Annotated in this window: 20 protein-coding genes; 7 read left to right on the top strand and 13 right to left on the bottom strand. The window is 73.2% G+C overall.

Going from position 1 to position 23,720, the window contains the following annotated elements; all coding sequences use genetic code 11:
* Nucleotides 1-28 precede the first annotated feature (28 nt).
* Both ACSP97_RS26230 and ACSP97_RS26225 read right to left on the bottom strand, forming a co-directional pair.
* Nucleotides 29-1,906 carry an IucA/IucC family protein gene (locus ACSP97_RS26230; protein WP_440554520.1) on the bottom strand — a complete coding sequence of 626 codons (1,878 nt, stop codon included), beginning with the start codon at nt 1,904-1,906 and terminating at the stop codon, nt 29-31.
* Between the two features lie 388 nt (nt 1,907-2,294).
* Complete coding sequence (locus ACSP97_RS26225; protein WP_440554518.1) at nt 2,295-3,785, bottom strand: diaminobutyrate--2-oxoglutarate transaminase family protein; 1,491 nt, start codon at nt 3,783-3,785, stop codon at nt 2,295-2,297.
* Between the two features lie 262 nt (nt 3,786-4,047).
* Here ACSP97_RS26225 and ACSP97_RS26220 point away from each other — a divergent pair, with 262 nt between their 5' ends.
* Nucleotides 4,048-5,277, top strand: coding sequence for a trypsin-like serine peptidase (locus tag ACSP97_RS26220; protein WP_440554516.1), 1,230 nt, complete (start codon nt 4,048-4,050; stop codon nt 5,275-5,277).
* 86 nt (nt 5,278-5,363) lie between these two features.
* Here the strand turns inward: ACSP97_RS26220 and hflX are convergent, their stop codons facing one another.
* From hflX to miaA, 6 genes are all read right to left on the bottom strand, one after another.
* Nucleotides 5,364-6,854, bottom strand: a complete 1,491-nt coding sequence (gene hflX / locus ACSP97_RS26215; RefSeq protein WP_146467067.1) for a GTPase HflX — start codon at nt 6,852-6,854, stop codon at nt 5,364-5,366.
* A 188-nt stretch (nt 6,855-7,042) separates the two neighbouring features.
* Entirely contained in the window at nt 7,043-8,563 is a 1,521-nt protein-coding gene (locus ACSP97_RS26210; RefSeq protein ID WP_358303558.1) for a M1 family metallopeptidase, read from the bottom strand.
* Nucleotides 8,564-8,699: 136 nt separating this feature from the next.
* The gene (locus ACSP97_RS26205) at nt 8,700-10,859 is read right to left on the bottom strand and encodes a RelA/SpoT family protein (RefSeq protein ID WP_355328405.1); all 2,160 of its coding nucleotides are present in this window, start codon (nt 10,857-10,859) and stop codon (nt 8,700-8,702) included.
* Nucleotides 10,860-11,141: 282 nt separating this feature from the next.
* Nucleotides 11,142-12,011: a diaminopimelate epimerase gene (gene dapF, locus ACSP97_RS26200; protein ID WP_440554513.1), complete on the bottom strand. Its 870-nt coding sequence runs from the start codon at nt 12,009-12,011 to the stop codon at nt 11,142-11,144.
* A 62-nt stretch (nt 12,012-12,073) separates the two neighbouring features.
* On the bottom strand, nt 12,074-12,688 hold the full coding sequence (locus tag ACSP97_RS26195; protein ID WP_355149453.1) for a hypothetical protein: 615 nt from the start codon (nt 12,686-12,688) through the stop codon (nt 12,074-12,076).
* A 108-nt stretch (nt 12,689-12,796) separates the two neighbouring features.
* The gene (miaA, locus tag ACSP97_RS26190; protein WP_355149196.1) at nt 12,797-13,735 is read right to left on the bottom strand and encodes a tRNA (adenosine(37)-N6)-dimethylallyltransferase MiaA; all 939 of its coding nucleotides are present in this window, start codon (nt 13,733-13,735) and stop codon (nt 12,797-12,799) included.
* Between the two features lie 564 nt (nt 13,736-14,299).
* Here miaA and ACSP97_RS26185 point away from each other — a divergent pair.
* Entirely contained in the window at nt 14,300-14,584 is a 285-nt protein-coding gene (locus ACSP97_RS26185) for an antitoxin (RefSeq protein WP_070025992.1), read from the top strand.
* A 36-nt stretch (nt 14,585-14,620) separates the two neighbouring features.
* On the opposite strand, the gene ACSP97_RS26180 is transcribed toward ACSP97_RS26185, so the two are convergent.
* Together ACSP97_RS26180 and miaB are read right to left on the bottom strand one after the other, a co-directional pair.
* Nucleotides 14,621-15,328: a class III extradiol dioxygenase subunit B-like domain-containing protein gene (locus tag ACSP97_RS26180; RefSeq protein WP_440554511.1), complete on the bottom strand. Its 708-nt coding sequence runs from the start codon at nt 15,326-15,328 to the stop codon at nt 14,621-14,623.
* A 113-nt stretch (nt 15,329-15,441) separates the two neighbouring features.
* The gene (gene miaB, locus ACSP97_RS26175) at nt 15,442-16,968 is read right to left on the bottom strand and encodes a tRNA (N6-isopentenyl adenosine(37)-C2)-methylthiotransferase MiaB (protein WP_355328399.1); all 1,527 of its coding nucleotides are present in this window, start codon (nt 16,966-16,968) and stop codon (nt 15,442-15,444) included.
* Between the two features lie 143 nt (nt 16,969-17,111).
* Here miaB and ACSP97_RS26170 point away from each other — a divergent pair, with 143 nt between their 5' ends.
* Nucleotides 17,112-17,471, top strand: coding sequence for a DUF6204 family protein (locus ACSP97_RS26170; protein WP_440554509.1), 360 nt, complete (start codon nt 17,112-17,114; stop codon nt 17,469-17,471).
* Between the two features lie 63 nt (nt 17,472-17,534).
* Nucleotides 17,535-17,975, top strand: a complete 441-nt coding sequence (locus ACSP97_RS26165) for a MarR family winged helix-turn-helix transcriptional regulator (protein ID WP_440554506.1) — start codon at nt 17,535-17,537, stop codon at nt 17,973-17,975.
* 74 nt (nt 17,976-18,049) lie between these two features.
* Here ACSP97_RS26165 and ACSP97_RS26160 read toward each other — a convergent pair whose 3' ends face one another.
* Nucleotides 18,050-18,478: a MazG nucleotide pyrophosphohydrolase domain-containing protein gene (locus ACSP97_RS26160; RefSeq protein WP_391871233.1), complete on the bottom strand. Its 429-nt coding sequence runs from the start codon at nt 18,476-18,478 to the stop codon at nt 18,050-18,052.
* A 93-nt stretch (nt 18,479-18,571) separates the two neighbouring features.
* On the opposite strand from ACSP97_RS26160, the gene ACSP97_RS26155 reads away from it, so the two are divergent.
* The gene (locus ACSP97_RS26155; RefSeq protein ID WP_440554503.1) at nt 18,572-19,570 is read left to right on the top strand and encodes a TAXI family TRAP transporter solute-binding subunit; all 999 of its coding nucleotides are present in this window, start codon (nt 18,572-18,574) and stop codon (nt 19,568-19,570) included.
* On the opposite strand, the gene ACSP97_RS26150 is transcribed toward ACSP97_RS26155, so the two are convergent.
* Together ACSP97_RS26150 and ACSP97_RS26145 are read right to left on the bottom strand one after the other, a co-directional pair.
* Nucleotides 19,560-21,002, bottom strand: a complete 1,443-nt coding sequence (locus tag ACSP97_RS26150) for a sensor histidine kinase (RefSeq protein ID WP_440554502.1) — start codon at nt 21,000-21,002, stop codon at nt 19,560-19,562. The genes ACSP97_RS26155 and ACSP97_RS26150 overlap by 11 nt on opposite strands.
* A gap of 9 nt (nt 21,003-21,011) precedes the next feature.
* The gene (locus ACSP97_RS26145) at nt 21,012-21,698 is read right to left on the bottom strand and encodes a response regulator transcription factor (RefSeq protein WP_355149180.1); all 687 of its coding nucleotides are present in this window, start codon (nt 21,696-21,698) and stop codon (nt 21,012-21,014) included.
* A gap of 295 nt (nt 21,699-21,993) precedes the next feature.
* Between ACSP97_RS26145 and ACSP97_RS26140 the strand changes: the two genes are divergently transcribed.
* Both ACSP97_RS26140 and ACSP97_RS26135 read left to right on the top strand, forming a co-directional pair.
* Nucleotides 21,994-22,770, top strand: a complete 777-nt coding sequence (locus tag ACSP97_RS26140; protein WP_070026001.1) for an amino acid ABC transporter ATP-binding protein — start codon at nt 21,994-21,996, stop codon at nt 22,768-22,770.
* Between the two features lie 104 nt (nt 22,771-22,874).
* Complete coding sequence (locus ACSP97_RS26135; protein ID WP_355328393.1) at nt 22,875-23,708, top strand: glutamate ABC transporter substrate-binding protein; 834 nt, start codon at nt 22,875-22,877, stop codon at nt 23,706-23,708.
* Nucleotides 23,709-23,720 lie beyond the last annotated feature (12 nt).

Below are 23,720 nucleotides of genomic sequence, written 5' to 3'. Positions count from 1 at the left end.
GCGCTCCGCTCTGCGCTGACGAAGTGGCTCAAGGGTGCAGGGGGTTGTCGATGGTGACGTAGACGGACTGGGTGTCGACCGGTCCGACGAGTTCGTCCATGCCGTGCAGCCGCGTCAGCAGATTGGCCTTGCAGCGCAGGGTGGGCGAGTCGAGCAGCCGGCCGGGCACGGGGGTGCGCAGGGCCGCGGGCCCGGTGGCGAGGCCGGCGAGGAAGCGGCGGAAGGCGGCGAGGAGCAGCCGCTCGTCGGCGAGGTGCTGGGAGCCGAAGGCGCCGATCAGGCCGAGGACGTTGTTGACGGCGAGGTAGTAGGCGAGGCGTTCGTCGGCGACCTCGTCGGCGACGAAGGTGTCGCTGTGCTCGCCGATGCCGGGCAGCCGGGCGGCGAGTTCGGCGCGCCGGGAGTCGCGGAAGTAGTAGCCCTGGTTGTCGCGGTAGCGGCCGCCCGCCGGCCAGCCGTCGCCGTCGAGCAGGACCAGGGTGTTCTGCTGGTGGGCTTCGAGGGCGACGCCGGCCTCCGCGTCCAGCCAGAACACCGGGCGGACGACCTGTTCCAGATAACGCAGGAACCACTCGGTGGCGACGGCGGCCCGGGGCCGGCCGGTGCGCACGGCGAGCCGCGCCACCAGTACGGACAGCCGGGACCGCATGGCCGGCGGCTGCCCTTCGGCCGCGGCGTGGGGGGCCGGTTCGGCGAGCGGCCGGGGCGAGACGAGCCCGGCGAGGCAGCAGGCGTCGTCGGCCGGGGTGAACGGGTTGTGCCGGATCACCACGTCCAGGCCGGGTACGGGCCGGCCGTCCGGGTCGTCCACGGCGAGCCATGCCGGGTCGCGCACGATGTCGAAGCCGGGGTGGACGGCGGCCCACTGCCTGGACAGTCCCGTGCGCAGCAGCCGGTGCACCTCGACGCCGCGGCGCAGTTCCTTGCGCAGGTTCTCCCGGCGGGAGTTGGTGATCCGCAGGCCCAGCGACAGCTTGAGCATCGCGGGGGCGCCGCGGCGGTGGACGGTACGGACGGAGGAGGTGGGGCGCCAGGCGGGTCCGTGCGGGCCGAGGTCCCTGAGCAGTCCCGAGTCGAGCAGGGCGGCGACGGCGGGGCGGTGCCGTACCTCGCGGGCCTGCCAGGGGTGCAGGGGCAGGGCGGTGTGGCCGTCGGGCAGGGGCAGCGCGGTGCCCGCGAGGTGCCGGGTGAGGCGGCCGGCGGGGACGGGGCGCCCGCGCTCCGTCCAGGCCGAGTCGGTGGCGAGCAGGGCGGGGGCCACGGCCATCCAGTGCAGCGGAAAGGCTCCGCGCGACTCCGGTGAGTACAGCTCGCCCTCCGCCTCGGTCAGTCCCTCCCGGCTCTTGGGTGTCGGGTGCAGGGGGTGGCCGAGGAGGAGTGCCTGTTCGGCGTTCAGGAAGAGGTCGGGGCCGTCGGCGGGGTGCTCTCGCCGGTCGCGGATGAAGGTGGCGGTGCGGCGCAGGCTGTCGGCGACCCGGGCCACGAGGTCGCCGTCGTCTGCGGCGGGGCCCTCCCTGGTGAGCAGCGCCGCGAGGGTGACGGCGTCGACGGGCGGGGCGGTCTCGGGCGCGCCGGCGAGCCGGGGCGGTCCGAAGCGGTGCCAGCCGGTCGGGGACCAGTAGCGCACCGGGACGAGCAGACCGGCTCCGCTGGCGGGGAGGGCGATGCGCAGGGTGCCGTCGGCGGGGGCGCGCAGACCGGTCTCGCGGACCCAGCAGCGCAGCAGGTTCTCCACGGCGGCGGCCTGCGCCGCGGCGCCCGGTGCGCGATCGTCCAGCGCGTCGGCGCCGGGCTCGGTCCGCCGGGCGGGGTCCGCGTGCCGCCTGCGCTGCTGCGGAACCGACTCGGCGACGGGGGTACGGGAGCCGGACTCGCCGTGTTCGTCGGGGGCGGGGGTGGCGTTCATGGGGGTCCTCGGGACGGGGCGGATGACGGAGCGGTCTGGAAGGCGGGTCGGGCGGCTTGGGAGGGCGGCCCCCGCGCGGGCCGGGGCGGGGCTCGGCTCGCAGCGGCCGGACGGCGCGGGCCGCGGGCTGCCCTCGCGGGGCGCCGGGACGCGTCGCGGGTCCCGGGCCTCGGGCGGGCGGACATGCCGGTCGGTCGCGCCGCTCAGGCCGCGCGCGGCGCCGGACCGCCTCGGCGGTCCGGCGCGCCGTGGCCGGCGAAACCGTCGGGTGGGTCCGGGGTGACCGCATCCCGCCGACGGCGCCACTGCGGACCGGGGGTCCCGGCCCCGGCCCGGCGCGGCACGGTCGCCCCGGACGCTCCGGGCGAGGCGGGCCGGCCGGGCACCGTCACCCCCGGCACGGCGCCGTGTCCCCTTTTCGGGGTCCGGGCGGGCCGCAGGTCTCGTGGTCGCGGGCCACCGTCGCCACCGCGTCGGTCAGCCGGTCCAGTACGGCCGTCGCCTGTTCGTCGCTGATCGTGAGCGGTGGCAGCAGCCGGACCACGGCGCCGTGCCGGCCGCCGAGTTCCACGATGAGCCCGCGCCGCAGACACTCCCGCCGCACGGCCTCGGCGAGTTCGGGCGCGGCGGGGCGTGGCATCCGGGCGGCCTGCGGTCCGGGCGGGGGCGTGTACGGGCCGTGCGCGGCGAAGTCCCCGCCGCCCGGCCCGGCTTCCGGGCCCGGGGCGTCGCCCTGCCCGCGGGCCACCTCCTCGGCACCCGGCTCCACCATCTCCACCCCGATCATCAGCCCCCGCCCCCGCACCTCGCCCACGCACGCCGACCCGCCGATGTCCGACCGGAGTCGTGCCAGCATTCGGGCGCCCAGCCGCCCCGCCCGTTCGGCGAGCCCGTGCTCACGGACGTACGCCAGCGTCGCGGTCCCCGCGGCCATGGCCAGCTGGTTGCCGCGGAAGGTGCCCGCGTGGGCGCCGGGTTCCCAGACGTCGAGGTCGTCGCGGTAGACGAGCACGGCCAGCGGAAGGCTGCCGCCGATGGCCTTGGACAGCACCATGACGTCGGGGGTGATCCCGCTGTGGTCGACGGCCCAGAAGGCGCCGGTGCGGCCGACGCCGGTCTGCACCTCGTCGGCGATCAGCGGGACGCCCCGGTCCGCGGTGATCCGCCGCATCCGGCGCAGCCAGTCGTCCGGGGCCGGGAGCACCCCACCCTCGCCCTGCACCGGTTCGAGGATCATCCCGGCGGGCAGCGGCACACCGGACTTGGGGTCGTCCAGCAGCGACTCGGTCCAGCGGGCGGCGAGTTCGGCGCCGCGCGGGCCGCCGACGCCGAACGGGCAGCGGTAGTCCTGCGGGTAGGGCAGCCGGACGGCCCGGACCTCGCGCGCACCGCCGGAGACGGCGAGGGCGCCGGCGGTCATGCCGTGGTACGCGCCGGTGAAGGCGAGGAGTCCGCTGCGCCCGGTCGCGGCCCGCACCAGTTTGAGCGCGGCCTCCACGGCGTCCGTGCCGGCCGGTCCGCAGAACTGCACCCGGGCGCGGTCGGCGAGGCCCGGCGGCAGGGTGCGGAACAGTTCGGTGACGAAGGCGTCCTTGACCGGTGTCGCGAGGTCCAGGACGGTCAACGGTGCGCCGGAGTCGAGGACTTGGCGGATGGCCTGCAGCACCACCGGGTGGTTGTGGCCGAGGGCGAGGGTGCCGGCGCCGGAGAGGCAGTCCAGGTAACGGCGGCCGTCGGCGCCCTCGATGGTGAGGCCGCGCGCCCGCACCGGCACGATGGGCAGGGCCCGCGCATAGGTGCGCGCCGAGGACTCGCGCGCCGACTGGCGCCGCAGGATCCCCTCGTGCGCGTCTTCCGCCCTCGACTCCGTAACGGCCACGACTCGCTGTCCTCCCGCTGTGCGCCCATCGCCTACAACCGTTCATCGCGCGGCGGGTTACGGCTTTCCTCCGGATCGATGCGCGTCAGGGGCGCGCGCTCGTAGCGAAACCGTTGCCGTTCCGGCGGAAGTCCCGCACGGCGAACGCATAGGGTGTGATGCCGTTCCGAGAAGGTCGTGGGCCGGCCCGAACTCGCCACCGGCGGGCGGCAGGTGCCACGGCCGAGCGCCGAGTTCCGTCATCACACGGGGAGTCAAGAGCATGCGATCCATACGGCCGTCGTCCACCGCCCGGCAGGGGAGGGGCCGCCGCACCCGCCGCGCCTCGTCCTCGCTGGCGGCGGTCGCCCTCGCCTCGGCGCTGGCGCTGACCGCCACCGCCTGCGGTGGCGACGACCAAGCCGACGGCAACCCGTCCGCCTCCGCCGCCGCGGCGGGCAGCGGCGACGGCAAGGTCAGGATCCCGGACGACCTGAGGCAGAAGCTGAAGGAGCACGGGATCGACGTCGACAAGTGGAAGAACGGCGCCTGGAAGGACTGGAACAGGAAGGACTGGCTGCGCGAGGCCAACGACTTCGTCAACCCGATCATCAAGGGGCTGTGGGACCCGAACCGGATGCGGCACGCGGGCGACCCGGACAAGGGCGTCGACGACAACGACATCTCCGGTGACCAGGGCGTGACCGATCCGACGCCGGCACCGGTGCAGGCGCGGCAGGTCGCGGCGCCGTACCACGTGAACGCGGCCACCTCGGGCAAGGTGTTCTTCGACTCCCCCGAGGGCCACATGGTGTGCTCGGGCACGGTCGTGGAGGACCCGGCGCACCCGGGCAAGTCCAACCTCGTCTGGACGGCGGGCCACTGCGTGCACGCGGGCAAGAGCGGCGGCTGGTACCGCAACCTCGCGTTCGTGCCGTCGTACAACAACGCGGCCCGGTCCGTCGACCAGTTGCAGAACGCCGCCCGGTCCGACATCGCCCCGTACAGCGTCTGGTGGGCGGATGCCGCGCAGACCTCCCAGCAGTGGATCGACCAGGGCGGCGAGACGGGCGGCAACGGTGCCCCGTACGACTTCGCGGTCATCCATGTGACGCCGGAGCAGGGCAGCGGCGGCAAGTCGCTGGAGGAGACGGTGGGCGGGGCGCTCCCGGTGGACTTCGACGCGCCGGCCGTGCCGAAGGTGCGGACCATGACGGCGTCGGGGTACCCGGCTGCGCCGCCGTACGACGGTCAGCTGCTGTACCGCTGCGAGGACAAGCCTGGCCGGCTGTCGATCGACCAGTCCGCCCCGACGATGTACCGGATCGGCTGCTCGATGACCGGTGGCGCCTCCGGCGGCGGCTGGGTGGAGACCGGTGCGGACGGCAAGCCGAAGCTGGTGTCCAACACCTCGATCGGACCGGTGACCGCGGGCTGGCTGGCCGGTCCCCGGCTGGGCGACGTCGCCAAGGGCGTGTACCAGTCGGTGAGCGAGAGGTTCGCCGGGCGGTAGCCCCGGCGGAGGCCGCGCCGGCCACGGCCGCGCGACGACGAAGGCCCGCCACCCCGGGGGGTGGCGGGCCTTGGTGTCGCGGTGGGTCAGCCCGCGGAGACCGGCGTGTACGGCGCCAGGTCCGCGGCCAGTTCCTCGTGCACCCGGACCTTGAGCAGGGTGCCCTCCGCGGTGTGCTCCTCGGAGATCACCTCGCCCTCGGTGTGGGCGCGGGCGACGAGCTTGCCGTGGGTGTACGGCACCAGCGCCTCGATCTCGACCGAGGGTCGGGGCAGCTCGTCGTCGATCAGGGCGAGCAGTTCGGCGATGCCCTGGCCGGTGCGGGCCGAGACGGCGATGGCGCGCTTCTCGACCCTGAGCAGCCGCTGGAGGACCAGCGGGTCGGCGGCGTCCGCCTTGTTGATCACGACGATCTCGGGCACGTCGGTGGCGCCGACGTCCCGGATGACCTCGCGCACGGCGGCCAGCTGCTCCTCCGGGACGGGGTGCGAACCGTCCACCACGTGCAGGATCAGGTCGGAGTCGCCGACTTCCTCCATGGTGGAGCGGAACGCCTCGACCAGGTGGTGGGGCAGGTGCCGGACGAAGCCGACGGTGTCCGCCAGGGTGTACAGCCGCCCGCTCGGGGTCTCCGCGCGGCGCACGGTCGGGTCCAGGGTCGCGAACAGCGCGTTCTCGACCAGGACGCCCGCGCCGGTGAGCCGGTTGAGCAGGGAGGACTTGCCGGCGTTGGTGTAGCCCGCGATGGCGACGGAGGGCACCTTGTTGCGGCGGCGCTCCTGGCGCTTGATCTCGCGGCCGGTCTTCATGTCCGCGATCTCCCGGCGCATCTTCGCCATCTTCTCGCGGATCCGGCGCCGGTCCGTCTCGATCTTGGTCTCACCGGGACCACGCGTGGCGAGGCCGCCGCGACCGCCACCCATCTGCCGGGACAGCGACTGGCCCCAGCCGCGCAGCCTCGGCAGCATGTACTGCATCTGGGCGAGCGCGACCTGCGCCTTGCCCTCGCGGGACTTGGCGTGCTGGGCGAAGATGTCGAGGATCAGGGCCGTACGGTCGATGACCTTGACCTTGACGACGTCCTCCAGCTGGATCAGCTGGCCGGGGCTCAGCTCACCGTCGCAGATCACGGTGTCCGCGCCGGTTTCGAGGACGATGTCACGCAGCTCGGCGGCCTTGCCGGAGCCGATGTAGGTGGCCGCGTCGGGCTTGTCGCGGCGCTGGATGACGCCGTCGAGCACGAGCGCGCCCGCGGTCTCCGCGAGGGCGGCCAGCTCCGCGAGGGAGTTGTCCGCGTCCTGCGCGGTGCCGGTGGTCCACACGCCGACGAGCACGACCCGCTCCAGGCGGAGCTGGCGGTACTCGACCTCGGTGACGTCCTCCAGCTCGGTGGACAGGCCCACCACGCGGCGCAGGGCCGCGCGCTCGGACCGGTCGAACTGGTCTCCGTCCCGCTCGCCGTCGATCTCGTGGCTCCAGGCGACGTCCTCTTCCATCAGGGCATCGGCCCGAAGACCCTCGGGGTAGGCGTGCGCGAGGCGCTTGGCGTCCTGGGAAGGGGAAGAAGAGGAGGTCATTGGATCCTTACGTCGATGGGAGTCGTTACGGCGTCGGCACGGCGGTCACGGCGTGCCGCTCATGAGGGACAACGCACGGGTACCCCGGGAGATTCCCGTGTCCCGTGCCGCGCCGACCCGAAGATGGTCGCACGAGGCGGCGCGTCCCGTCACCGTGTTATCGCGGGGCCCGGCGCGGCCCCGCGCGGTCATTTGTGGGCCGGGCGCTGCGCCGCCTTCACGCTCGGGTCCTGCTTCCAGTCGGGGTGGCCGGGCATCGGCGGGGTCTTCTCGTCGTACAGCCAGGCGTGCAGGAAGCCGCCGAGGTCGCGGCCGGCGACGGCGGAGGCCAGCTCGATGAAGTCGCCGGTGGAGGCGTTGGCGTCGCGGTGGTCGCGGACCCAGAGCCGCTCCAGGCGCTCGAAGGCGGGGCGGCCGATCTCCTGTCGCAGGGCGTAGAGGGCCAGGGCGGCGCCGTCGTAGACGCTGGGCCGGAAGATGCTGATCTTCTGGCCGGGCACCGGGGGCTTGGGCCGGGCGGGCGGGCCGCCGGAGGCGCGCCAGCCGTCGGAGGCGGCGTAGGCGGCCTTCATCCGGTCGGCCATCGGGCGGTGCGCCTTCTCTTCGGCGTACAGCGCCTCGTACCAGGTCGCGTGTCCCTCGTTCAGCCAGACGTCGGACCAGGTGCGGGGGCTGACGCTGTCGCCGAACCACTGGTGGGACAGCTCGTGCACCATGACCGACTCGACGTACCAGGCGGGGTAGGCGGGCTCGGTGAACAGCCTCTTCTCGAAGAGGGAGAGGGTCTGTGTCTCCAGTTCGAACCCGGTGGTGGCGTTCGCCATGATCACGCCGTAGTTCTCGAACGGGTACCGGCCGACCTTGCTCTCCATCCAGGCGATCTGGTCGGGCGTCTTGGCGAGCCAGGGTTCGAGGGCCTCGCGGTCGGCGCTGGGCACCACGTCGCGCAGGGGCAGCCCGTGGGGGCCCTCGCGGCGCGGTACGGCGGAGCGGCCGATGGAGACCTGGGCCAGCTCGGTGGCCATGGGGTGCTGGGTGCGGTAGGTCCAGGTGGTCTCCCCGCCCGCGCGCCGGATGCCGCCGGGCAGGCCGTTGGCCACCACGGTGTAGGCGTTCGGCGCGGTGACCCGGAAGGTGAACACGGCCTTGTCGGACGGGTGGTCGTTGCACGGGAAGACCATGTGGGCGGCGTCGGCCTGGTTCGCCATGACCAGGCCGTCGGTGGTGCGCACCCAGCCGCCGTCGCCCTTCTGGTCCTCGGCGGGCACGGGGTCGCTGGTGTGCCGCACGGTGATCCGCACCCAGTCGCCCCGGTGCAGTCGCTCGGCGGGGGTGACGACCAGGTCCTCGTCGGCACCGGTGAACCGCGCGGGCACCCCGTCGACCTTCACGGACCGCACGGTGCCGTGCGTGAAGTCCAGGTTGAGGCGGTCGAGGTCGGCGGTGACCCAGGCGTCGATGGTGGTGACGGCCTGGAGCGGCTTGTCGTTGGTGCCGGGATAGGTCAGGTCGACGTCGTACGACGTGACGTCGTAGCCGGGGTTGCCGAGGGTCGGGTAGAGCCGGTCGCCGATGCCGAGCGGTACGGGCGGCGCCGCGGCGGCGACCAGGCAGACGGAGCACAGGGTGGCGGCGGAGGCGAGCAGGGCGGCCTTCCGGCGCCGGGCGACAGGGCCGGGAGCGCCCCGGCGGCGGGGGTTGAGCAGCATGGACCACCGCTACCAGTGCCCGCGCCCGTCCCCGGGCCGACGCGCACCCACCCCACCCGAACGGATGGTCCCCGGGCCGCCGTTCTCCGCAGATCCGCTCCCCGCGCCCGGGCGCCCGCCCCGGCGCGGGGCCCTCTCACCAGCCCTGTGACTGAGGGCGGGCGCGGTCCACGTCGTAGACGCCGGGGACGTCGCGCATGGCGCGCATGAGGGCCGGCAGGCCGGCGGCGTCGGGGAGTTGCAGGGTGTAGGTGTGCCGTACCCGTTGCTGGCTCGGGGGTTCCACCGTGGCGGAGACGATGTCGCCGCCCGCCAGGGCGATGGCCTCGGTGAGGTCGGCGAGCAGGTGCGGGCGGCCGAACGATTCGGCGACCAGGGTGACCCGGCACGCGGTGGAATCCCCCCAGCGCACCCCGGTCTCCGCGCGCCCCTTGCTCTTCATGTGCGCCACCGCCGCGCACTCCACTCGGTGCACGGTCACCACTCCCCCGCGTACCGGGAAGCCGGTGATCTCGTCCGGCGGCACGGGAGTACAGCAGCCGGCGAGGCGGACGGTGGCCCCGGGCAGGTCGGTGCGCACGTCGGCGTCCCCGGGGGGCCCGGCGGGTCCGGTGCCGCCGGCGCGCCGCTCGGGGAGGCCGGTGGCGGCGCGGTAGCCGCCCGGCTCCTCGGCCGGGGCTCCCCCGTCGGGATGTGTGGCCAGCCACCGCTGGATGGCGATGCGGGCGGCCGGGGTGTGGGCGTGCTCCAGCCACTCGCGGGACGGCTCCGAGGCGGGGTCCTGGCCCATGAGGAGTTCGACGGTGTCGCCGTCCTTGAGGACGGTGCTGAGGGTCGCCAGCCGGCCGTTGACGCGGGCGCCGATGCACGCGTGCGCGTCCTCGCCGTACTGCCCGTACGCCGCGTCCACGCAGGTGGCGCCCTCGGGCAGGCCCAGTGTGCCGCCGTCGGGGCGGAAGACGGTGATCTCGCGGTCCTGGGCGAGGTCCTCGCGCAGGGTGGACCAGAAGGTGTCGGGGTCGGGCGCGGCCCGCTGCCATTCCAGGAGGCGTGAGAGCCAGCCGGGGCGGGTGGGATCGGCGCGCTCGCCGTCGGCGGGGTCGTCGGCGCCGGGCGCGTAGGGGTTGCCGAGGGCGACGACGCCGGCCTCGGCGACCTGGTGCATCTGGTGGGTGCGGATGAGGACTTCGACCACCTGGCCGTCCGGGCGCGCGACAGCGGTGTGCAGCGACTGGTACAGGTTGAACTTCGGTACGGCGATGAAGTCCTTGAACTCCGAGACCACCGGCGTCATACAGGTGTGCAGTTCGCCGAGCACGCCGTAGCAGTCGGCGTCCTCCGCCACCAGCACCAGCAGCCGGCCGAAGTCGGCGCCGCGCAACCGCCCGCGTTTGCGGGCCACCCGGTGCACGGAGACGAAGTGGCGGGGCCGGATGAGGACTTCGGCGTTGATGTCGGCCTCGCGCAGCACCGCGCGCATCTCGTCGGCGACCTCGGCGAGGGGGTCGTCCGGGCGGGCCGCGTTCCGGGCGATGAGTTCCCTGGTGTGCGCGTACTCCTCGGGGTGGAGGATGGCGAAGACCAGGTCCTCCAGTTCGGTCTTCAGCGCCTGCACGCCGAGGCGTTCGGCGAGCGGGATGAGGACGTCCCGGGTGACCCCGGCGATCCGTGCCTGCTTCTCCGGGCGCATCACGCCGAGGGTGCGCATGTTGTGCAGCCGGTCGGCGAGTTTGATCGACATCACGCGCACGTCGCTGCCGGTGGCGACGAGCATCTTGCGGAAGGTCTCGGGTTCGGCGGCGGCGCCGTAGTCGACCTTCTCCAGCTTGGTGACGCCGTCGACCAGGTACCGCACCTCCTCCCCGAACTGCTCGCGCACCTGGTCCAGGGTCACGTCGGTGTCCTCGACGGTGTCGTGGAGCAGGGAGGCGGTCAGGGTCGTGGTCTCGGCGCCGAGTTCGGCGAGGATGAGGGTCACGGCGAGCGGGTGGGTGATGTACGGCTCGCCGCTCTTGCGCGTCTGGCCGCGGTGCGAGGACTCGGCCAGCACGTAGGCGCGGCGCAGGGGTTCGAGGTCGGCGTCGGGATGGTGGGCGCGGTGCGCCTCCACCACATGGCCGATCGCGTCAGGCAGTCTGTCCCGGGCGGCGGGCCCCAGCAGTGCGGCCCGGCCGAGCCGGCGCAGGTCGATCCTGGGCCGGGACCTGCGGCGGGCCGCCGCGGGTGCCACGGCGGCCGTCGGGGCCGTGGGCACTACCGGGATGGGGGTCGGGGGGTTCGTGGCCTCCGCACTCATGGGCACCTCCGGCTCGTGGACCGGCGGACGGAGCCCCAGGGCATGCGCGGCTCAGGGTGGCGCGTTCCCCCGTCCGTGCCGGTGCTTGATGCTATCGAGCCCGACACGTGCGACCGACCGCCTCTCGCCGACCGTGAAACGGATCACCCATTCGAGCGACGAAAAAGAGGTTTAAGGTTTGCGCCACCTGGCCTGGGATCGTCCGTGGATTCGATCCGGTCGGGTGCCCCGGGACCGCTGTTCCGGGGCATCCGGAGCCGTTCGGACGGCGGTTTCGCCAGGTCAGCGCAGCGCGTTTGCCAGCCACTCGGCGTCGATCTCGCCCTCGGCGACGATCACGGCGGGGCCGGTCATCTCGATCTGCCCGTCCGGTCGTTCGGTGATGACGAGCCGGCCGCCGGGCAGGTCCACGGTGTACGTCGCCGGGGTGCCGGTGACGGCCGGGTCGACGCCGTCACGGCGGGCGGCGGCCACGGCGACGGCGCAGGCGCCGGTGCCGCAGGAACGGGTCTCCCCGGAGCCGCGCTCGTGCACCCGCATGGCGACGTGCCGGGGTCCGCGGTCGACGACGAACTCGACGTTGACCCCGTCCGGGTAGGCGCCCTCGGGGCTCACCGGCGGCGCGCTGTACAGATCCCCCGCGTGCCCGAGGTCGGACACGAAGGCGACCGCGTGCGGGTTGCCCATGTTCACGTTCCGCGCGGGCCAGCTGCGCTCGCCGACACACACCGTGACGTCCCCTTCGGGCAGCCGGGCGCTGCCCATGCCCACGGTCACGTCCCCGTCCTTGGCGATGTGGACGCTCTTGACGCCGCCGCGGGTGGCGATCGCGTGGTCGCCCTCGGTGACGTGCCCGGCGCGCTGGAGGTAGCGGGCGAACACCCGGACGCCGTTGCCGCACATCTCCGCGACCGAGCCGTCGCTGTTGCGGTAGTCCATGAACCACTCGGCCTCGCCGGCCATCGCCTGGGCCTCCGGGTGCGCGGCGGAGCGCACGACGTGCAGCACGCCGTCCCCGCCGATGCCGGCCCTGCGGTCGCACAGGGCGGCCACGGCGGCCGGGGACAGCTCGATGGCGTTGTCGGGGTCCGGGACGATCACGAAGTCGTTCTCGGTGCCGTGACCCTTGAGGAAGGCGATCCGCGTGCTCATCCCTCGATCGTACGGGGTGGACACGGCGAGGGCCCGGGCCCGGGCCCGGGCCCCGGCGGCGGTCAGCGCAGCCGGGCCACGCGCCACACGGCGAGTACGGCCACGACGGCGACCAGCACCGCGTACCCGAGGACGACCCGCCAGTCCGGGCGGCGGCCGGAGCCGCGCGGGGGCAGGCCCGGCCAGGTGTGGCCCACCCGGCGGGCGGCCATCATGCCCCAGCCGGCGGCACAGCTGCAGATCAGCAGGCCGAGCATGGCGATGACCGCGCCGCTGTCGCCGTCGAAGGCGAGCGGGAAGGCGAACATCAGGGAGCCGAGCGCGGAGAGGCCCACGATCGGCGCGAGCTGCCAGAGGCGCAGCCGGCGCTGCGGGCGCAGTTCGACCTCGACCTCGGGGCCGCTGGTGTACATCTCCTCGGGCGCCGGGCCGTCCTCGGTCACGCCGTCCGTGGTCTCGTCGAGCCCGTCGTCGGCCAGCGCGTCCTCGTCGTCGGACGGCCGGGACAGGTCCTCGGCCGGGCGGTCCTCACCGCCGGACGGCCGGGACAGGTGGTCCTCGCCCTCGGCGAGCCCGGTCACACCCTCGGCGGGGCGGTCCTCGCCCTGGTGCGGTTCGTCACGCTCGGTGGTGACGTGCTCGGCACTTGGTGCGGTGTCACGAGGGCCGGCCTCCATCGCCACGCGCCCTCCCAACTAGGACTCCACTTGGTCGATCGAAGCTCGATGATGGCACGGCGCCGAAGGCCCCGATGACCGGCGGCGCATCCCGATGCCATCACGTGATCAGGCTGTAACCGGTCGTTCGACCAACGTCAGGGCCTGCCGCGGAAGTTCCCCGCGGTCGGCCTCGGCCCCGCTCAGCCAGTGCACGCGGGGGTCGCGCCGGAACCAGGAATCCTGCCGGCGCGCGAAGCGCTTGGTGGCCCGCACGGTCTCGGCGCGCGCCTCCGCTTCGGTGCACTCGCCGCCGAGCGCGGCGAGCACCTGCTGGTAGCCCAGCGCGCGCGAGGCCGTGCGCCCCTCGCGCAGGCCGCGCGCCTCCAGCGCGCGCACCTCGTCCACCAGCCCGGCCTCCCACATCCGGTCGACACGCCGGGTGATCCGGTCGTCCAGCTCCGGGCGGGCCACGTCGACGCCGATCTGGACGGTGTCGTACACCGAGTCGTGGCCGGGGAGATTGGCGGTGAAGGGCTGGCCGGTGATCTCGATCACCTCCAGGGCCCGGACGATCCGGCGGCCGTTGCTGGGCAGGATCGCGCGGCCGGCCTCGGGGTCGGCGGCGGCGAGCCGGGCGTGCAGCGCGCCGGAGCCGCGCAGCGCCAGTTCCTCCTCCAGGCGGGCGCGCACCTCGGGGTCGGTGCCGGGGAACTCCAGGTTGTCGACGGCCCCGCGGACGTACAGACCGGAGCCGCCGACCAGGATCGGCCAGCGGCCCTCGGCGAGCAGCGCGTCGATGCGGGCGCGGGCCAGTTTCTGGTACTCGGCGACCGAGGCGGTGACCGTGACGTCCCAGATGTCCAGCAGGTGGTGCGGGATGCCGCCGCGCTCCTCGGGCGTCAGCTTGGCGGTGCCGATGTCCATCCCGCGGTACAGCTGCATCGAGTCGGCGTTGACGACCTCGCCGCCGAGTCGCTGGGCGAGGAAGACGCCGAGATCGGACTTTCCGGCCGCGGTGGGTCCGACGACGGCGATGACGCGGGGGACGAGGGATGCGCTGCTCACGGCACCAGTCTCGCAAACCTTGCGACGAGGTCTCGAACGAGTTACGTGACGGGGCGGTCGCCGGGTCGTTGCCCGACGTGAGGTGCCGTCCGCGGGCTGCCCGGGGCGGTGACCCGGGCGACGCGAGCGTACGCACCGCGTGACGCGGGAATTCCCCCGCGCGAGTACCGTATGGAGTGACTATGGGCGTGTTTGCACGACTCCTCGGCAGGTCGAAGGCGACTCGGGAGGCGTCGGCCGCCGCGGCGAAGGCCGGTACGGAGCCGGTGGGGGCCGAGGCGGAGGAATCGCGGTCGGCGCGGTCGGGGGCGAAGGGAGCCGGGGCGGCACAGGCAGCGGGATCCTTCGGGCGTGACGGGGAAGGTTCGGGGCAGGATGCCAACGAAGGGCGTGCGGACGTGACGGCGCGGCAGGGTGCCGACGCGGAGGACGCGTCCGAGGGCTCCGGGATCCCCCGGCAGCAGTCCGCCGAGGAGGCGGCCGACAGCGAGACCGGCGAGGGCGTCCGCAAGTAACCGTTCCGCGAGGCAATCCCGCGGGCAGTCCCGCAAGGGAAGGTGGATCATGGGTCTGTTTGACAACATGAAGGCCAAGCTCGGCCCGGCCAAGGACAAGGTGTCCGACCTCGCGCGCCAGCACGGGGACAAGGTGCAGCACGGCATCGACAAGGCCGCGAAGGCCGTCGACGAGCGGACCAAGGGCAAGTACAGCGACAAGATCCAGGCGGGCACCGGCAAGGCCAAGGACGCGGTGGACCGCCTCGCGCAGAAGGACGGCGGCCCGGACGCGGCGCCGGGCGCCCACCCGAACCCGCCCACCCCGCCGCAGGGCCCGCCGCCGGCCTCCTGACCGGGGGGATTCCCCCGGACCGGTGGCCGCCGGATCTCAGGACCAGGTGGCGACCAGATAGCCGACGCCGTAGGGCGCGTCCTCGTGCAGCAGTGCGCCGTCGAGGTCCGCGCCCTCGGCGGCGCCCGCGAGGATCTGCCAGGGGGCGCGGCCGGACGCCTTCAGTTCGCGGGCGAGCCCCGCGTCCAGCGCCCGCACGGCCGCGAGGTCGGCCGCGCCCAGTGCCCGGGCGGCCGCCGCGTCGAACGGCTCCGCCCGCTCGTCCAGATAGCCCGGCGCCTTGACCGTGCGGCAGGCGCTGGCGTCCCCCATGACCAGCAGCGCCACGCGCCCGGCCCGGGCCGCGAGTTCCCGCCCGGTCTCCGCGCACCGCTCGGGCGCGAGCGTCTCCTCGACGCCGAGCCCCTCGGCCGGGACGTCCCACCGGCCGGTCCGCTCCAGCAGCCAGGCGCCGACCGCAAGCGACGACGGCAACGCGGGCCCCTTGACGGCCCCTTGGCCCAGCCGGACGTCCAGCTCCACCCCGAACCCCCGGAACGACCCCGGCGCGCCCTGCGGGAACGCCCCGCCCCCGCCCTGCCCGGCGGGGCCGACCACCACCAGCAGATCCGGGCGGGCGGCCGCGAGCACGCCGAGCGCGTCCGTGCACGCCGCGCGCAGGGCGTCCAGTTCGAAAGCGGCGCCCGCGGCGACCTCGGGCACGAGCAGCGGCGGGCAGGGGCAGACGGCGGCGGCGACAAGCATGATCGGCAGCGTAACGCGGGCCCGGCGCGCACGGGCAGCCCCCAGCGGATGCGCGAGCCGCTCCCCCTCCTGGCCGCCTGTCCGGACGGTCACCGCCCGGACGGGCGCCGCGGTCAGTCGCAGCCGCAGCCGCTCGCGACGGCCGGCAGCGGGGCCGGAACGCCGACCTTCGGCAGGCCGAGCATGACGCCGGCCGGCTTGGCGGCCTCTTCGGCGGTGCGCTTCGCCCAGGCGTCGCCCGCGCGCGTGCGGCGCACGCCGAGCACGGCGCCCTCGGCGAGCAGGTGGTGCGGGGCGGCGTACGTCACCTCGACCGTGACCACGTCACCGGGGCGGACCTCCTGCTCCGGCTTGGTGAAGTGGACCAGGCGGTTGTCGGGGGCGCGGCCGGAGAGCCGGTGGGTGGCGCCGTCCTTGCGGCCCTCGCCCTCGGCCACCATCAGTTCGAGGGTGCGGCCGACCTGCTTCTTGTTCTCCTCCCAGGAGATCTCCTCCTGGAGGGCGACCAGCCGCTCGTAGCGCGCCTGGACGACCTCCTTGGGGATCTGGTTCTCCATGGTCGCGGCCGGGGTGCCGGGGCGCTTGGAGTACTGGAAGGTGAAGGCCTGCGCGAACCGCGCCTCGCGGACCACGTGCAGGGTCTGCTCGAAGTCCTCCTCGGTCTCGCCGGGGAAGCCCACGATGATGTCGGTGGTGATGGCCGCGTGCGGGATGGCGGCGCGCACCTTCTCGATGATGCCGAGGTAGCGCTCCTGCCGGTACGAGCGGCGCATGGCCTTGAGGATCGGGTCCGAGCCGGACTGGAGCGGCATGTGCAGCTGCGGCATCACGTTCGGCGTCTCGGCCATGGCGGCGATGACGTCGTCGGTGAAGTCGCGCGGGTGCGGGGAGGTGAAGCGGACGCGCTCCAAGCCGTCGATCGTGCCGCAGGCGCGCAGCAGCTTGCTGAAGGCCTCGCGGTCGCCGATGTCGGAGCCGTAGGCGTTGACGTTCTGGCCGAGCAGGGTGATCTCGGAGACGCCCTCGGCGACCAGCGCCTCGACCTCGGCGAGGATGTCGCCGGGGCGGCGGTCCTTCTCCTTGCCGCGCAGCGCGGGGACGATGCAGAAGGTGCAGGTGTTGTTGCAGCCGACGGAGATCGACACCCAGGCCGCGTAGGCGCTCTCGCGCCGGGTCGGCAGGGTGGAGGGGAACGCCTCCAGGGACTCGGCGATCTCGACCTGCGCCTCCTCCTGCACGCGGGCGCGCTCCAGCAGGACGGGCAGCTTGCCGATGTTGTGCGTGCCGAAGACGACGTCCACCCAGGGCGCCTTCTTGACGATGGTGTCGCGGTCCTTCTGCGCGAGGCAGCCGCCGACCGCGATCTGCATGCCGGGCCGGGAGGCCTTCTTCGGGGCGAGCCGGCCGAGGTTGCCGTACAGCCGGTTGTCGGCGTTCTCGCGCACCGCGCAGGTGTTGAAGACGACCACGTCCGCGTCGCCGTCGGCGCCCTCCGGCGCCCGTACGTACCCGGCGTCCTCCAGCAGACCGGCCAATCGCTCGGAATCGTGGACGTTCATCTGGCACCCATAGGTGCGGATCTCGTAGCTCTTGGGTGCGGGCACGTCCACTGCGGGGCTCCGGTCGCTGCTGCTGGTCATGGGTCAAGGGTAGGCGGTCCCGGACGCGCCGCGGCCCGCCCTGTGGACAACCCGGGCCCGCCCCGGCCGGGACCCCGGGCAGGCGTGGCCGGGCGGGAAAAAGGCGGTGGTGGACCGGGCGCCGGTCCGCCTAAGGTCGCCGGATGAGCATGCGAACCTTCCGTGTCACCGTGCGCGGTGTCTTCGACGGACTCACCGAGGACCAGCGGGCCGCGCTGCTGGCGGACGCCGCCGCCCATGACGTGCTGCGCGCCGCCTTCACCCCCGAGGGCACCCTGACCTACGACATCGCCGCCCGTCCCGCCTTCGTCTTCCGCTTCTCCGCCACCGGGGAGGAAGAGGAGGACATCCTGGAGGCGACCGAGCGGGCCGAGGCGGCGGCCGAGGCGTGGCTGACCGAGCGCGGCTACGGCTTCAGGAGCCTCCGCTCCTCGGCCGAGGACCTCTCCCAGGCACCCCTGAGCAAGCGGCAGCGCCGCGCGGCCCGTTCGGTGGAGGCATGAAAGAGCGCCGCTTCTCGCCCATGAACTTGAGCACTCAAGGAATGCACAAGGAAAGGCCGGGCCGTGAGTGACACCCTGGACGCGGCCCTGCGGCTGATGCGGGCCCAGGCGGCACTGGCGCGGCGGTTCGACGCCCGGCTGGGCGGGCTGCACGGGGTGAGCCTCGCGGACTTCACGCTGCTGCTCCGGCTGAGCCAGGCGCCCGGCGGCCGGATGCGCCGGGTCGACCTCGCCGAGGCGCTGGGGCTGACCGCCTCCGGGGTCACCCGGGCACTGGCTCCCCTGGAGCGGATCGGTCTGGTGACCCGGGAACCGGACGCCCGGGACGCGCGGGTGGCCTACGCGTCGCTGACCGGGACGGGCCGCGAACGGCTGTCCCAAATGCGGGCCACGGCCGAGGAGACGGCCGACGAGCTGTTCGCCGCCCCGGCCTGGGACGAGCGGGACGTTCCGCTGCTCGCGGGTCTGCTGTCCCGGCTCGGTGGCACGGGCCTGCGTCCCTGACGCGGCCTGACCCGAACGAAAGACCCTGGGGCCTCTCGTCTGGATCTTGCCGGGCTCGATCCAAACGAAAGACCCTAGGCGCCGACCTCCGTCGCCCCGTCCCGCGCCGCCGGCTCCCAGCCCTGGCGGCGCAGGACGGATGACACGTCGGGGGCCCGGTAGAAGTCGCCCTTGAGGACCTTGCCGTCGGCCCGGCGCGCGATCTGGCCGTCGGGGCCGAGCTTGCTCATGTTGGCGCGGTGGATCTCGGCGATCACCTCGTCCAGGTCGATGCCGTGGACCAGGGCGGTGCCGTACGCGACGTAGACCACGTCGGCCAGTTCGTGCGCCAGCCTGTCCAGCGGGCCCTCGACGGCGACCTCCTCGACCTCCGCGGCCTCCTCGGCGAGCATCTTCCAGCGGTGGGCGGCCAGTTCGGGGGACACCTCGGCCGGCGTGCTGCGGACGTCGAGGCCGAAGGCGTGGTGGAACTCGCGGACCAGGTCGGCGGGGGAAGTGCTCATGCGACGACTCTAGTGGCGCCCGCCGCCCGGACCGGGCCGCCGTACCGCCCCGGCCCTGGTCAGCGCCGTACCCCGCCTGGCAGGATCACCGCCATGTCCAAGCTGTTCCCCCGGATCGGCAGTCGCCGGGCGCTGCAGGGCGCGGCCGCCGGCGCCGTCGCCCTCGGCCTGCTGCTGTGGTGGCTGCTGCCCCTGGGCGAGAAGCCGCCGAGCGGGACGATCGTCTTCAGCACCGGCACCTCCAAGGGCGTCTACCAGGAGTACGGCGAGCGGCTGCGCAGCGAGCTGGCCAAGGACATGCCCGGCCTGAAGGTGAAGCTGCTCCACAGCGCGGGCTCCCAGGAGAACGTCCAGCGGGTGGCGACCGGGAAGGCCGACTTCACCATCGCGGCGGCCGACGCGGTGCAGACGTACGAGGTGGCGCACGGCAGAGGTGCCGGGCAGCTGCGCGGGGTGGCCCGGCTCTACGACGACTACGTGCACCTCATAGTGCGCAGCGACTCGGGCATCCGGAGCGTGCGCGACCTGCGGCACAAACGGGTGGCGACCGGGCTGCCCGATTCCGGGGTGAAGCTGATCGCCGACCGGGTGCTGCGCGCCGCCGGCATCGATCCGCTCAAGGACATCACCCCGGCCGCCGACGGCATCGACATCGGGCCCGACCAGCTCGAACAGGGCCGCATCGACGCGTTCTTCTGGTCGGGCGGCCTGCCCACCAGGGGACTGGTCTCCCTGGCCCGAAAGGGCGCCTTCCGGTTCGTCCCGATCGAGGCCGACCTGGTCGCCAAGCTGCACGCGCAGGGGGAGGAAACGCGCTACTACCGGGCCACCAACATGCCCGAGTCGGCGTACCCGGGCGTCCAGCAGGGCGAGGAGGTGCCGACGATCGCGGTGTCCAACCTGCTGATGACCCGCGCGGACATGGACCCGCGGCTCACCGAGTGGGTGACCCGCACGGTGATCAAGAGCCGGGACGGCATCGGCGCCCATGTCCACTCCGCCCAGCTGGTCGACCTGCGCACCGCCATCTACACCGATCCGATACCCCTCCAGGAGGGCGCGCGGCGCTACTACCGCTCGGTCAAGCCCTGAGCGTTCGCACCGCCCGCTCGTCCGCCCCGGCGCCTTCCGCGTGCCTCGGCACCGACACCGTCACCCGCAGCCCGCGCGGCTCGTGCCGGCCGTACTCGATCGAGCCGCCGCCGGCCGCGAGGAGGGCCCGGGTGATGGACAGTCCGAGGCCGGAGCCCTTGACGTTCTGGTGGCGGCCGCTGCGCCAGAAACGGTCGCCCACGCGCGCGAGTTCCTCGTCGGTGAGGCCGGGTCCGGTGTCGGTGACGACGACCTTCGCGGTGTCGCCGCCGAAGGAGACGGTGACCTCGACCCGGCCGCCCTCGGGGGTGAACTTCACCGCGTTGTCGATCACCGCGTCCAGCGCGCTGGACAGGGCGATCGGATCGGCCCAGCCGGTGGTGGCCGGGCAGTCGCCGGTCAGCAGCACGCCCTTGGCCTCGGCGGCCGGTGCCCAGGCGGCCAGCCGTTCCCGCGCCAGCTCGCCGATGTCGGTCAGGCACAGCTCGGCCTCGGCGTGCTCGGCGAGCGCCAGGTCGAGCAGGTCGTCCAGCACCTGGGCGAGGCGCTTGCCCTCGGTGCGGACCGAGGCGATCTCCTCGTTGTCCTCCGGGAGTTCGAGTGCCAGCAGTTCGATGCGCAGCAGCAGCGCCGACAGCGGGTTGCGCAACTGGTGCGAGGCGTCGGCGACGAAGGCGCGCTGCTGCTCCAGCACGTCCTCGACATGGTCCGCCATCTCGTTGAACGACCGGGCCAGGCGCCGCAGTTCCGGCGGCCCGCCGGCCGCCGCCACCCGGGACTTCAGACGCCCGGTGGCGATGTCGTGGGTGGTGGCGTCCAGGACCCGGACCGGTCTGAGCACCCACCCGGTCAGCCGCAGCGCCGCGCCGACGGCCAGCAGCATGGCCGCGCTCTCACCGGCCGCGATGAGCAGCCAGTCGTGCAGGGTCCGCGAACGCAGCGACCCGGTCGGCGAGTCGGTGACGACGACCGCGATCACGTCGCCGTCCCGGATCACCGGTGAGGCGACGACCAGCCGGCCGCGCCGCCAGGGCCACACCTGCTCGGGATCGTGGCTGCGCCGGCTGAGCAGCGCCTCGTCGAAGGCCGAGCGCACCTCCCCCGTCTGCGGTACGAACCAGTCGCCGGGCGCGTTGGCCATGGCGGAGCCGTTGCGGTAGAAGACGCCCGCCCGAATGCCGTAGACGTCGTGGTAGCTGTCCAGTTCGCTGCGCAGGGTCTCCCAGCGCTCGTCCGTGCTGGTGCGCCGGGAGCCGCTGGGCCCGTCGGTGACGAACTGGGCGAGGGCGGCGAAGCGCGCCGTGTCGTCGATCCGGTCCACGACGACCTTCTGCTGCTCGGCGGCGGCCATGCTGGCGGCCAGCGGTATGCCGAGGGCGAGGAGTACGGCCGCCATCAGGACGATGAGCAGCGGCAGCAGCCGTGTGCGCACCCGGCCCCGCTAGGCGGCCGGGGCGACGAGACGGTAGCCGACGCCGCGTACGGTCTCGATCAGGGCGGGCATGCGCAGCTTGGCGCGCAGGGAGGCGACGTGCACCTCCAGGGTGCGGCCGGTGCCCTCCCAGCTGGTGCGCCAGACCTCGCTGATGATCTGCTCCCGCCGGAAGACCACACCGGGGCGCTGGGCGAGCAGCGCGAGCAGATCGAACTCCTTGCGGGTCAGCTGGACGACCGAACCGTCCACGCTGACCTGCCGGGTGGGCAGTTCGATGCGCACCACTCCGAGGCGCACGCTGCTCTCCCCGCCCTGCGCGGCCTCCTCGTGGGTGGTGCGCCGGCTGACGGCGTGGATCCGGGCGAGCAGTTCCCCGGTGTCGTAGGGCTTGACCACGTAGTCGTCGGCGCCCAGGTTGAGCCCGTGGATGCGCGAGCGCACGTCGGAGCGGGCCGTGACCATGATGACCGGGGTGCTGGTGCGCTTGCGGATCTTGCCGCAGACCTCGTAGCCGTCCTGGTCGGGCAGGCCGAGGTCGAGCAGGACCACGCCGAAGCCTTCGCCCTCCGGGACGAGCGCCTGGAGGGCCTCCTCGCCGTTGCGCGCGTGGGTGACGTCGAATCCGTGCCGCTTGAGCACGGCGGACAGGGCCGCGGCGACGTGGTTGTCGTCCTCGACGAGCAGCAGTCTCATCCCGGCCCCCTCCGGTTCAGCGGTCGTACGGAAACGGTTCGTGTCCGCCCGGTAGATCGAATGCACGAGCGCGTGCACCAAGGCAGTGACGCCGATGGAGCCGGACCCCGTCAAGAGGGTTCCGGTCGCCGCCCGCTTCCGTTATCCGGCCGATATCCATCCGGTCACATGGTGCTACAAGATGTCGCCGACGGTTGTCCGATCGTGATGCTCAGATCTCCCTCAGATGTGATGACGCAGGTCACAGCCCGTCATTACTGTCCTCCGAAACCGAGGAGGACGGAGCCGGAAAGCGATGACCGAAGTACAGGTGGCCAAGGAGGACAGGGCCGCTTCCGACGAACTGGTCGTCCTGAAGAGCGTCAACAAGCACTTCGGCGCGTTGCACGTGCTCCAGGACATCGACCTGACGATCGACCGCGGCGAGGTGGTGGTGGTCATCGGGCCCTCCGGGTCCGGCAAGTCGACCTTGTGCCGCACCATCAACCGCCTGGAGACGATCGACTCGGGCACCATCACGATCGACGGCAAGCCCCTGCCGCACGAGGGCCGGGAGCTGGCGCGGCTGCGCGCCGACGTCGGGATGGTCTTCCAGTCCTTCAACCTCTTCGCGCACAAGACCGTGCTCGAGAACGTGATGCTGGGCCAGATCAAGGTCCGCAAGGCGGACAAGAAGGCGGCCGAGGAGAAGGCGCGGGCCCTGCTGGACCGGGTCGGGGTGGGCACCCAGGCCGACAAGTACCCCGCGCAGCTGTCCGGCGGCCAGCAGCAGCGTGTCGCCATCGCCCGGGCGCTGGCAATGAACCCGAAGGTGATGCTCTTCGACGAGCCGACCTCGGCCCTCGACCCCGAGATGATCAACGAGGTCCTGGACGTCATGCAGCAGCTGGCGCGTGAGGGCATGACGATGATCGTCGTCACCCACGAGATGGGCTTCGCGCGGTCGGCCGCCAACCGCGTGGTCTTCATGGCGGACGGCCGGATCCTCGAACAGGCCACGCCCGAGCAGTTCTTCAGCAACCCGCGCAGCGACCGGGCCAAGGACTTCCTGTCCAAGATCCTGCACCACTGAGGGTGCGGGCGGCCGTGGCCGCCGCGCCCGCCCGGGTCGGTTCCCGACGGATCTCGGCCGCCCTTTTGACGGACCTCGTTCTCACACTTCGAAGGATGTTCAGCATGCAGCTCCGCAAGGTCACCGCCGCCTCGGCCGTCGTCCTCGCCCTCGCCCTGTCCGCCACCGCGTGCGGCGGCGACAAGAAGGACGACACGGGTTCCTCCGGCGGCAAGAAGATCGCCATCGGCATCAAGTTCGACCAGCCGGGCCTCGGCCAGAAGACCCCGCAGGGCTACTCGGGCTTCGACGTCGACGTGGCCACCTATGTCGCCAAGAAGCTCGGTTACGGCCCCGACCAGATCGAGTGGAAGGAGTCGAAGAGCGCCGACCGCGAGACCATGCTGCAGCGCGGTGACGTGCAGTTCATCGCCGCCACCTACTCGATCACCCCGGAGCGCGAGCAGAAGGTCGACTTCGCCGGCCCCTACCTGCTGGCCCACCAGGACGTGCTGCTGCGCGCCGACGAGTCGGGCATCAAGGCCGCGGGCGACCTGAACGGCAAGAAGCTGTGTTCGGTCTCCGGGTCGACCTCGGCGCAGAACCTCAAGGCCAAGCTGGCCCCGAAGGCGAACCTCCAGACCTACCCGACCTACTCCGCCTGCCTGTCCGGCCTGCAGAGCGGCGCCATCGACGCCCTCACCACGGACGACTCGATCCTCGCCGGTTACGCCGCCCAGGCCCAGTTCAAGGGCAAGTTCAAGCTCGGCGGCCTCAAGATGACCAACGAGAACTACGGCATCGGCGTCAAGAAGGGCAGCGACCTCAAGGCCAAGATCAACAAGGCCCTTGAGTCGATGGTGTCCGACGGTTCCTGGGAGGCGGCCGTGAAGAAGAACTTCGGCCCGGCCAACTACCACTACGAGCCCGCGCCGAAGATCGGCGACATCAAGAGCTGAGGCAACGCCCTG

The sequence above is a fragment of the Streptomyces sp. SCPE 10 genome, from assembly GCF_051980735.1.
Lineage (GTDB): Bacteria > Actinomycetota > Actinomycetes > Streptomycetales > Streptomycetaceae > Streptomyces > Streptomyces misionensis.
This window is presented reverse-complemented; position numbering and strand designations above follow the sequence as displayed.

Excerpts from the sequence above, each read along its gene's own strand:
- ACSP97_RS26230 (WP_440554520.1), bottom strand. The coding sequence starts at position 1,906 with ATGAACGCCACCCCCGCCCCCGACGAACACGGCGAGTCCGGCTCCCGT.
- ACSP97_RS26220 (WP_440554516.1), top strand. The coding sequence starts at position 4,048 with ATGCGATCCATACGGCCGTCGTCCACCGCCCGGCAGGGGAGGGGCCGC.
- hflX (WP_146467067.1), bottom strand. The coding sequence starts at position 6,854 with ATGACCTCCTCTTCTTCCCCTTCCCAGGACGCCAAGCGCCTCGCGCAC.
- ACSP97_RS26210 (WP_358303558.1), bottom strand. The coding sequence starts at position 8,563 with ATGCTGCTCAACCCCCGCCGCCGGGGCGCTCCCGGCCCTGTCGCCCGG.
- ACSP97_RS26205 (WP_355328405.1), bottom strand. The coding sequence starts at position 10,859 with ATGAGTGCGGAGGCCACGAACCCCCCGACCCCCATCCCGGTAGTGCCC.
- dapF (WP_440554513.1), bottom strand. The coding sequence starts at position 12,011 with ATGAGCACGCGGATCGCCTTCCTCAAGGGTCACGGCACCGAGAACGAC.
- ACSP97_RS26195 (WP_355149453.1), bottom strand. The coding sequence starts at position 12,688 with ATGGAGGCCGGCCCTCGTGACACCGCACCAAGTGCCGAGCACGTCACC.
- ACSP97_RS26185 (WP_070025992.1), top strand. The coding sequence starts at position 14,300 with ATGGGTCTGTTTGACAACATGAAGGCCAAGCTCGGCCCGGCCAAGGAC.
- ACSP97_RS26180 (WP_440554511.1), bottom strand. The coding sequence starts at position 15,328 with ATGCTTGTCGCCGCCGCCGTCTGCCCCTGCCCGCCGCTGCTCGTGCCC.
- miaB (WP_355328399.1), bottom strand. The coding sequence starts at position 16,968 with ATGACCAGCAGCAGCGACCGGAGCCCCGCAGTGGACGTGCCCGCACCC.
- ACSP97_RS26170 (WP_440554509.1), top strand. The coding sequence starts at position 17,112 with ATGAGCATGCGAACCTTCCGTGTCACCGTGCGCGGTGTCTTCGACGGA.
- ACSP97_RS26160 (WP_391871233.1), bottom strand. The coding sequence starts at position 18,478 with ATGAGCACTTCCCCCGCCGACCTGGTCCGCGAGTTCCACCACGCCTTC.
- ACSP97_RS26155 (WP_440554503.1), top strand. The coding sequence starts at position 18,572 with ATGTCCAAGCTGTTCCCCCGGATCGGCAGTCGCCGGGCGCTGCAGGGC.
- ACSP97_RS26145 (WP_355149180.1), bottom strand. The coding sequence starts at position 21,698 with ATGAGACTGCTGCTCGTCGAGGACGACAACCACGTCGCCGCGGCCCTG.
- ACSP97_RS26140 (WP_070026001.1), top strand. The coding sequence starts at position 21,994 with ATGACCGAAGTACAGGTGGCCAAGGAGGACAGGGCCGCTTCCGACGAA.
- ACSP97_RS26135 (WP_355328393.1), top strand. The coding sequence starts at position 22,875 with ATGCAGCTCCGCAAGGTCACCGCCGCCTCGGCCGTCGTCCTCGCCCTC.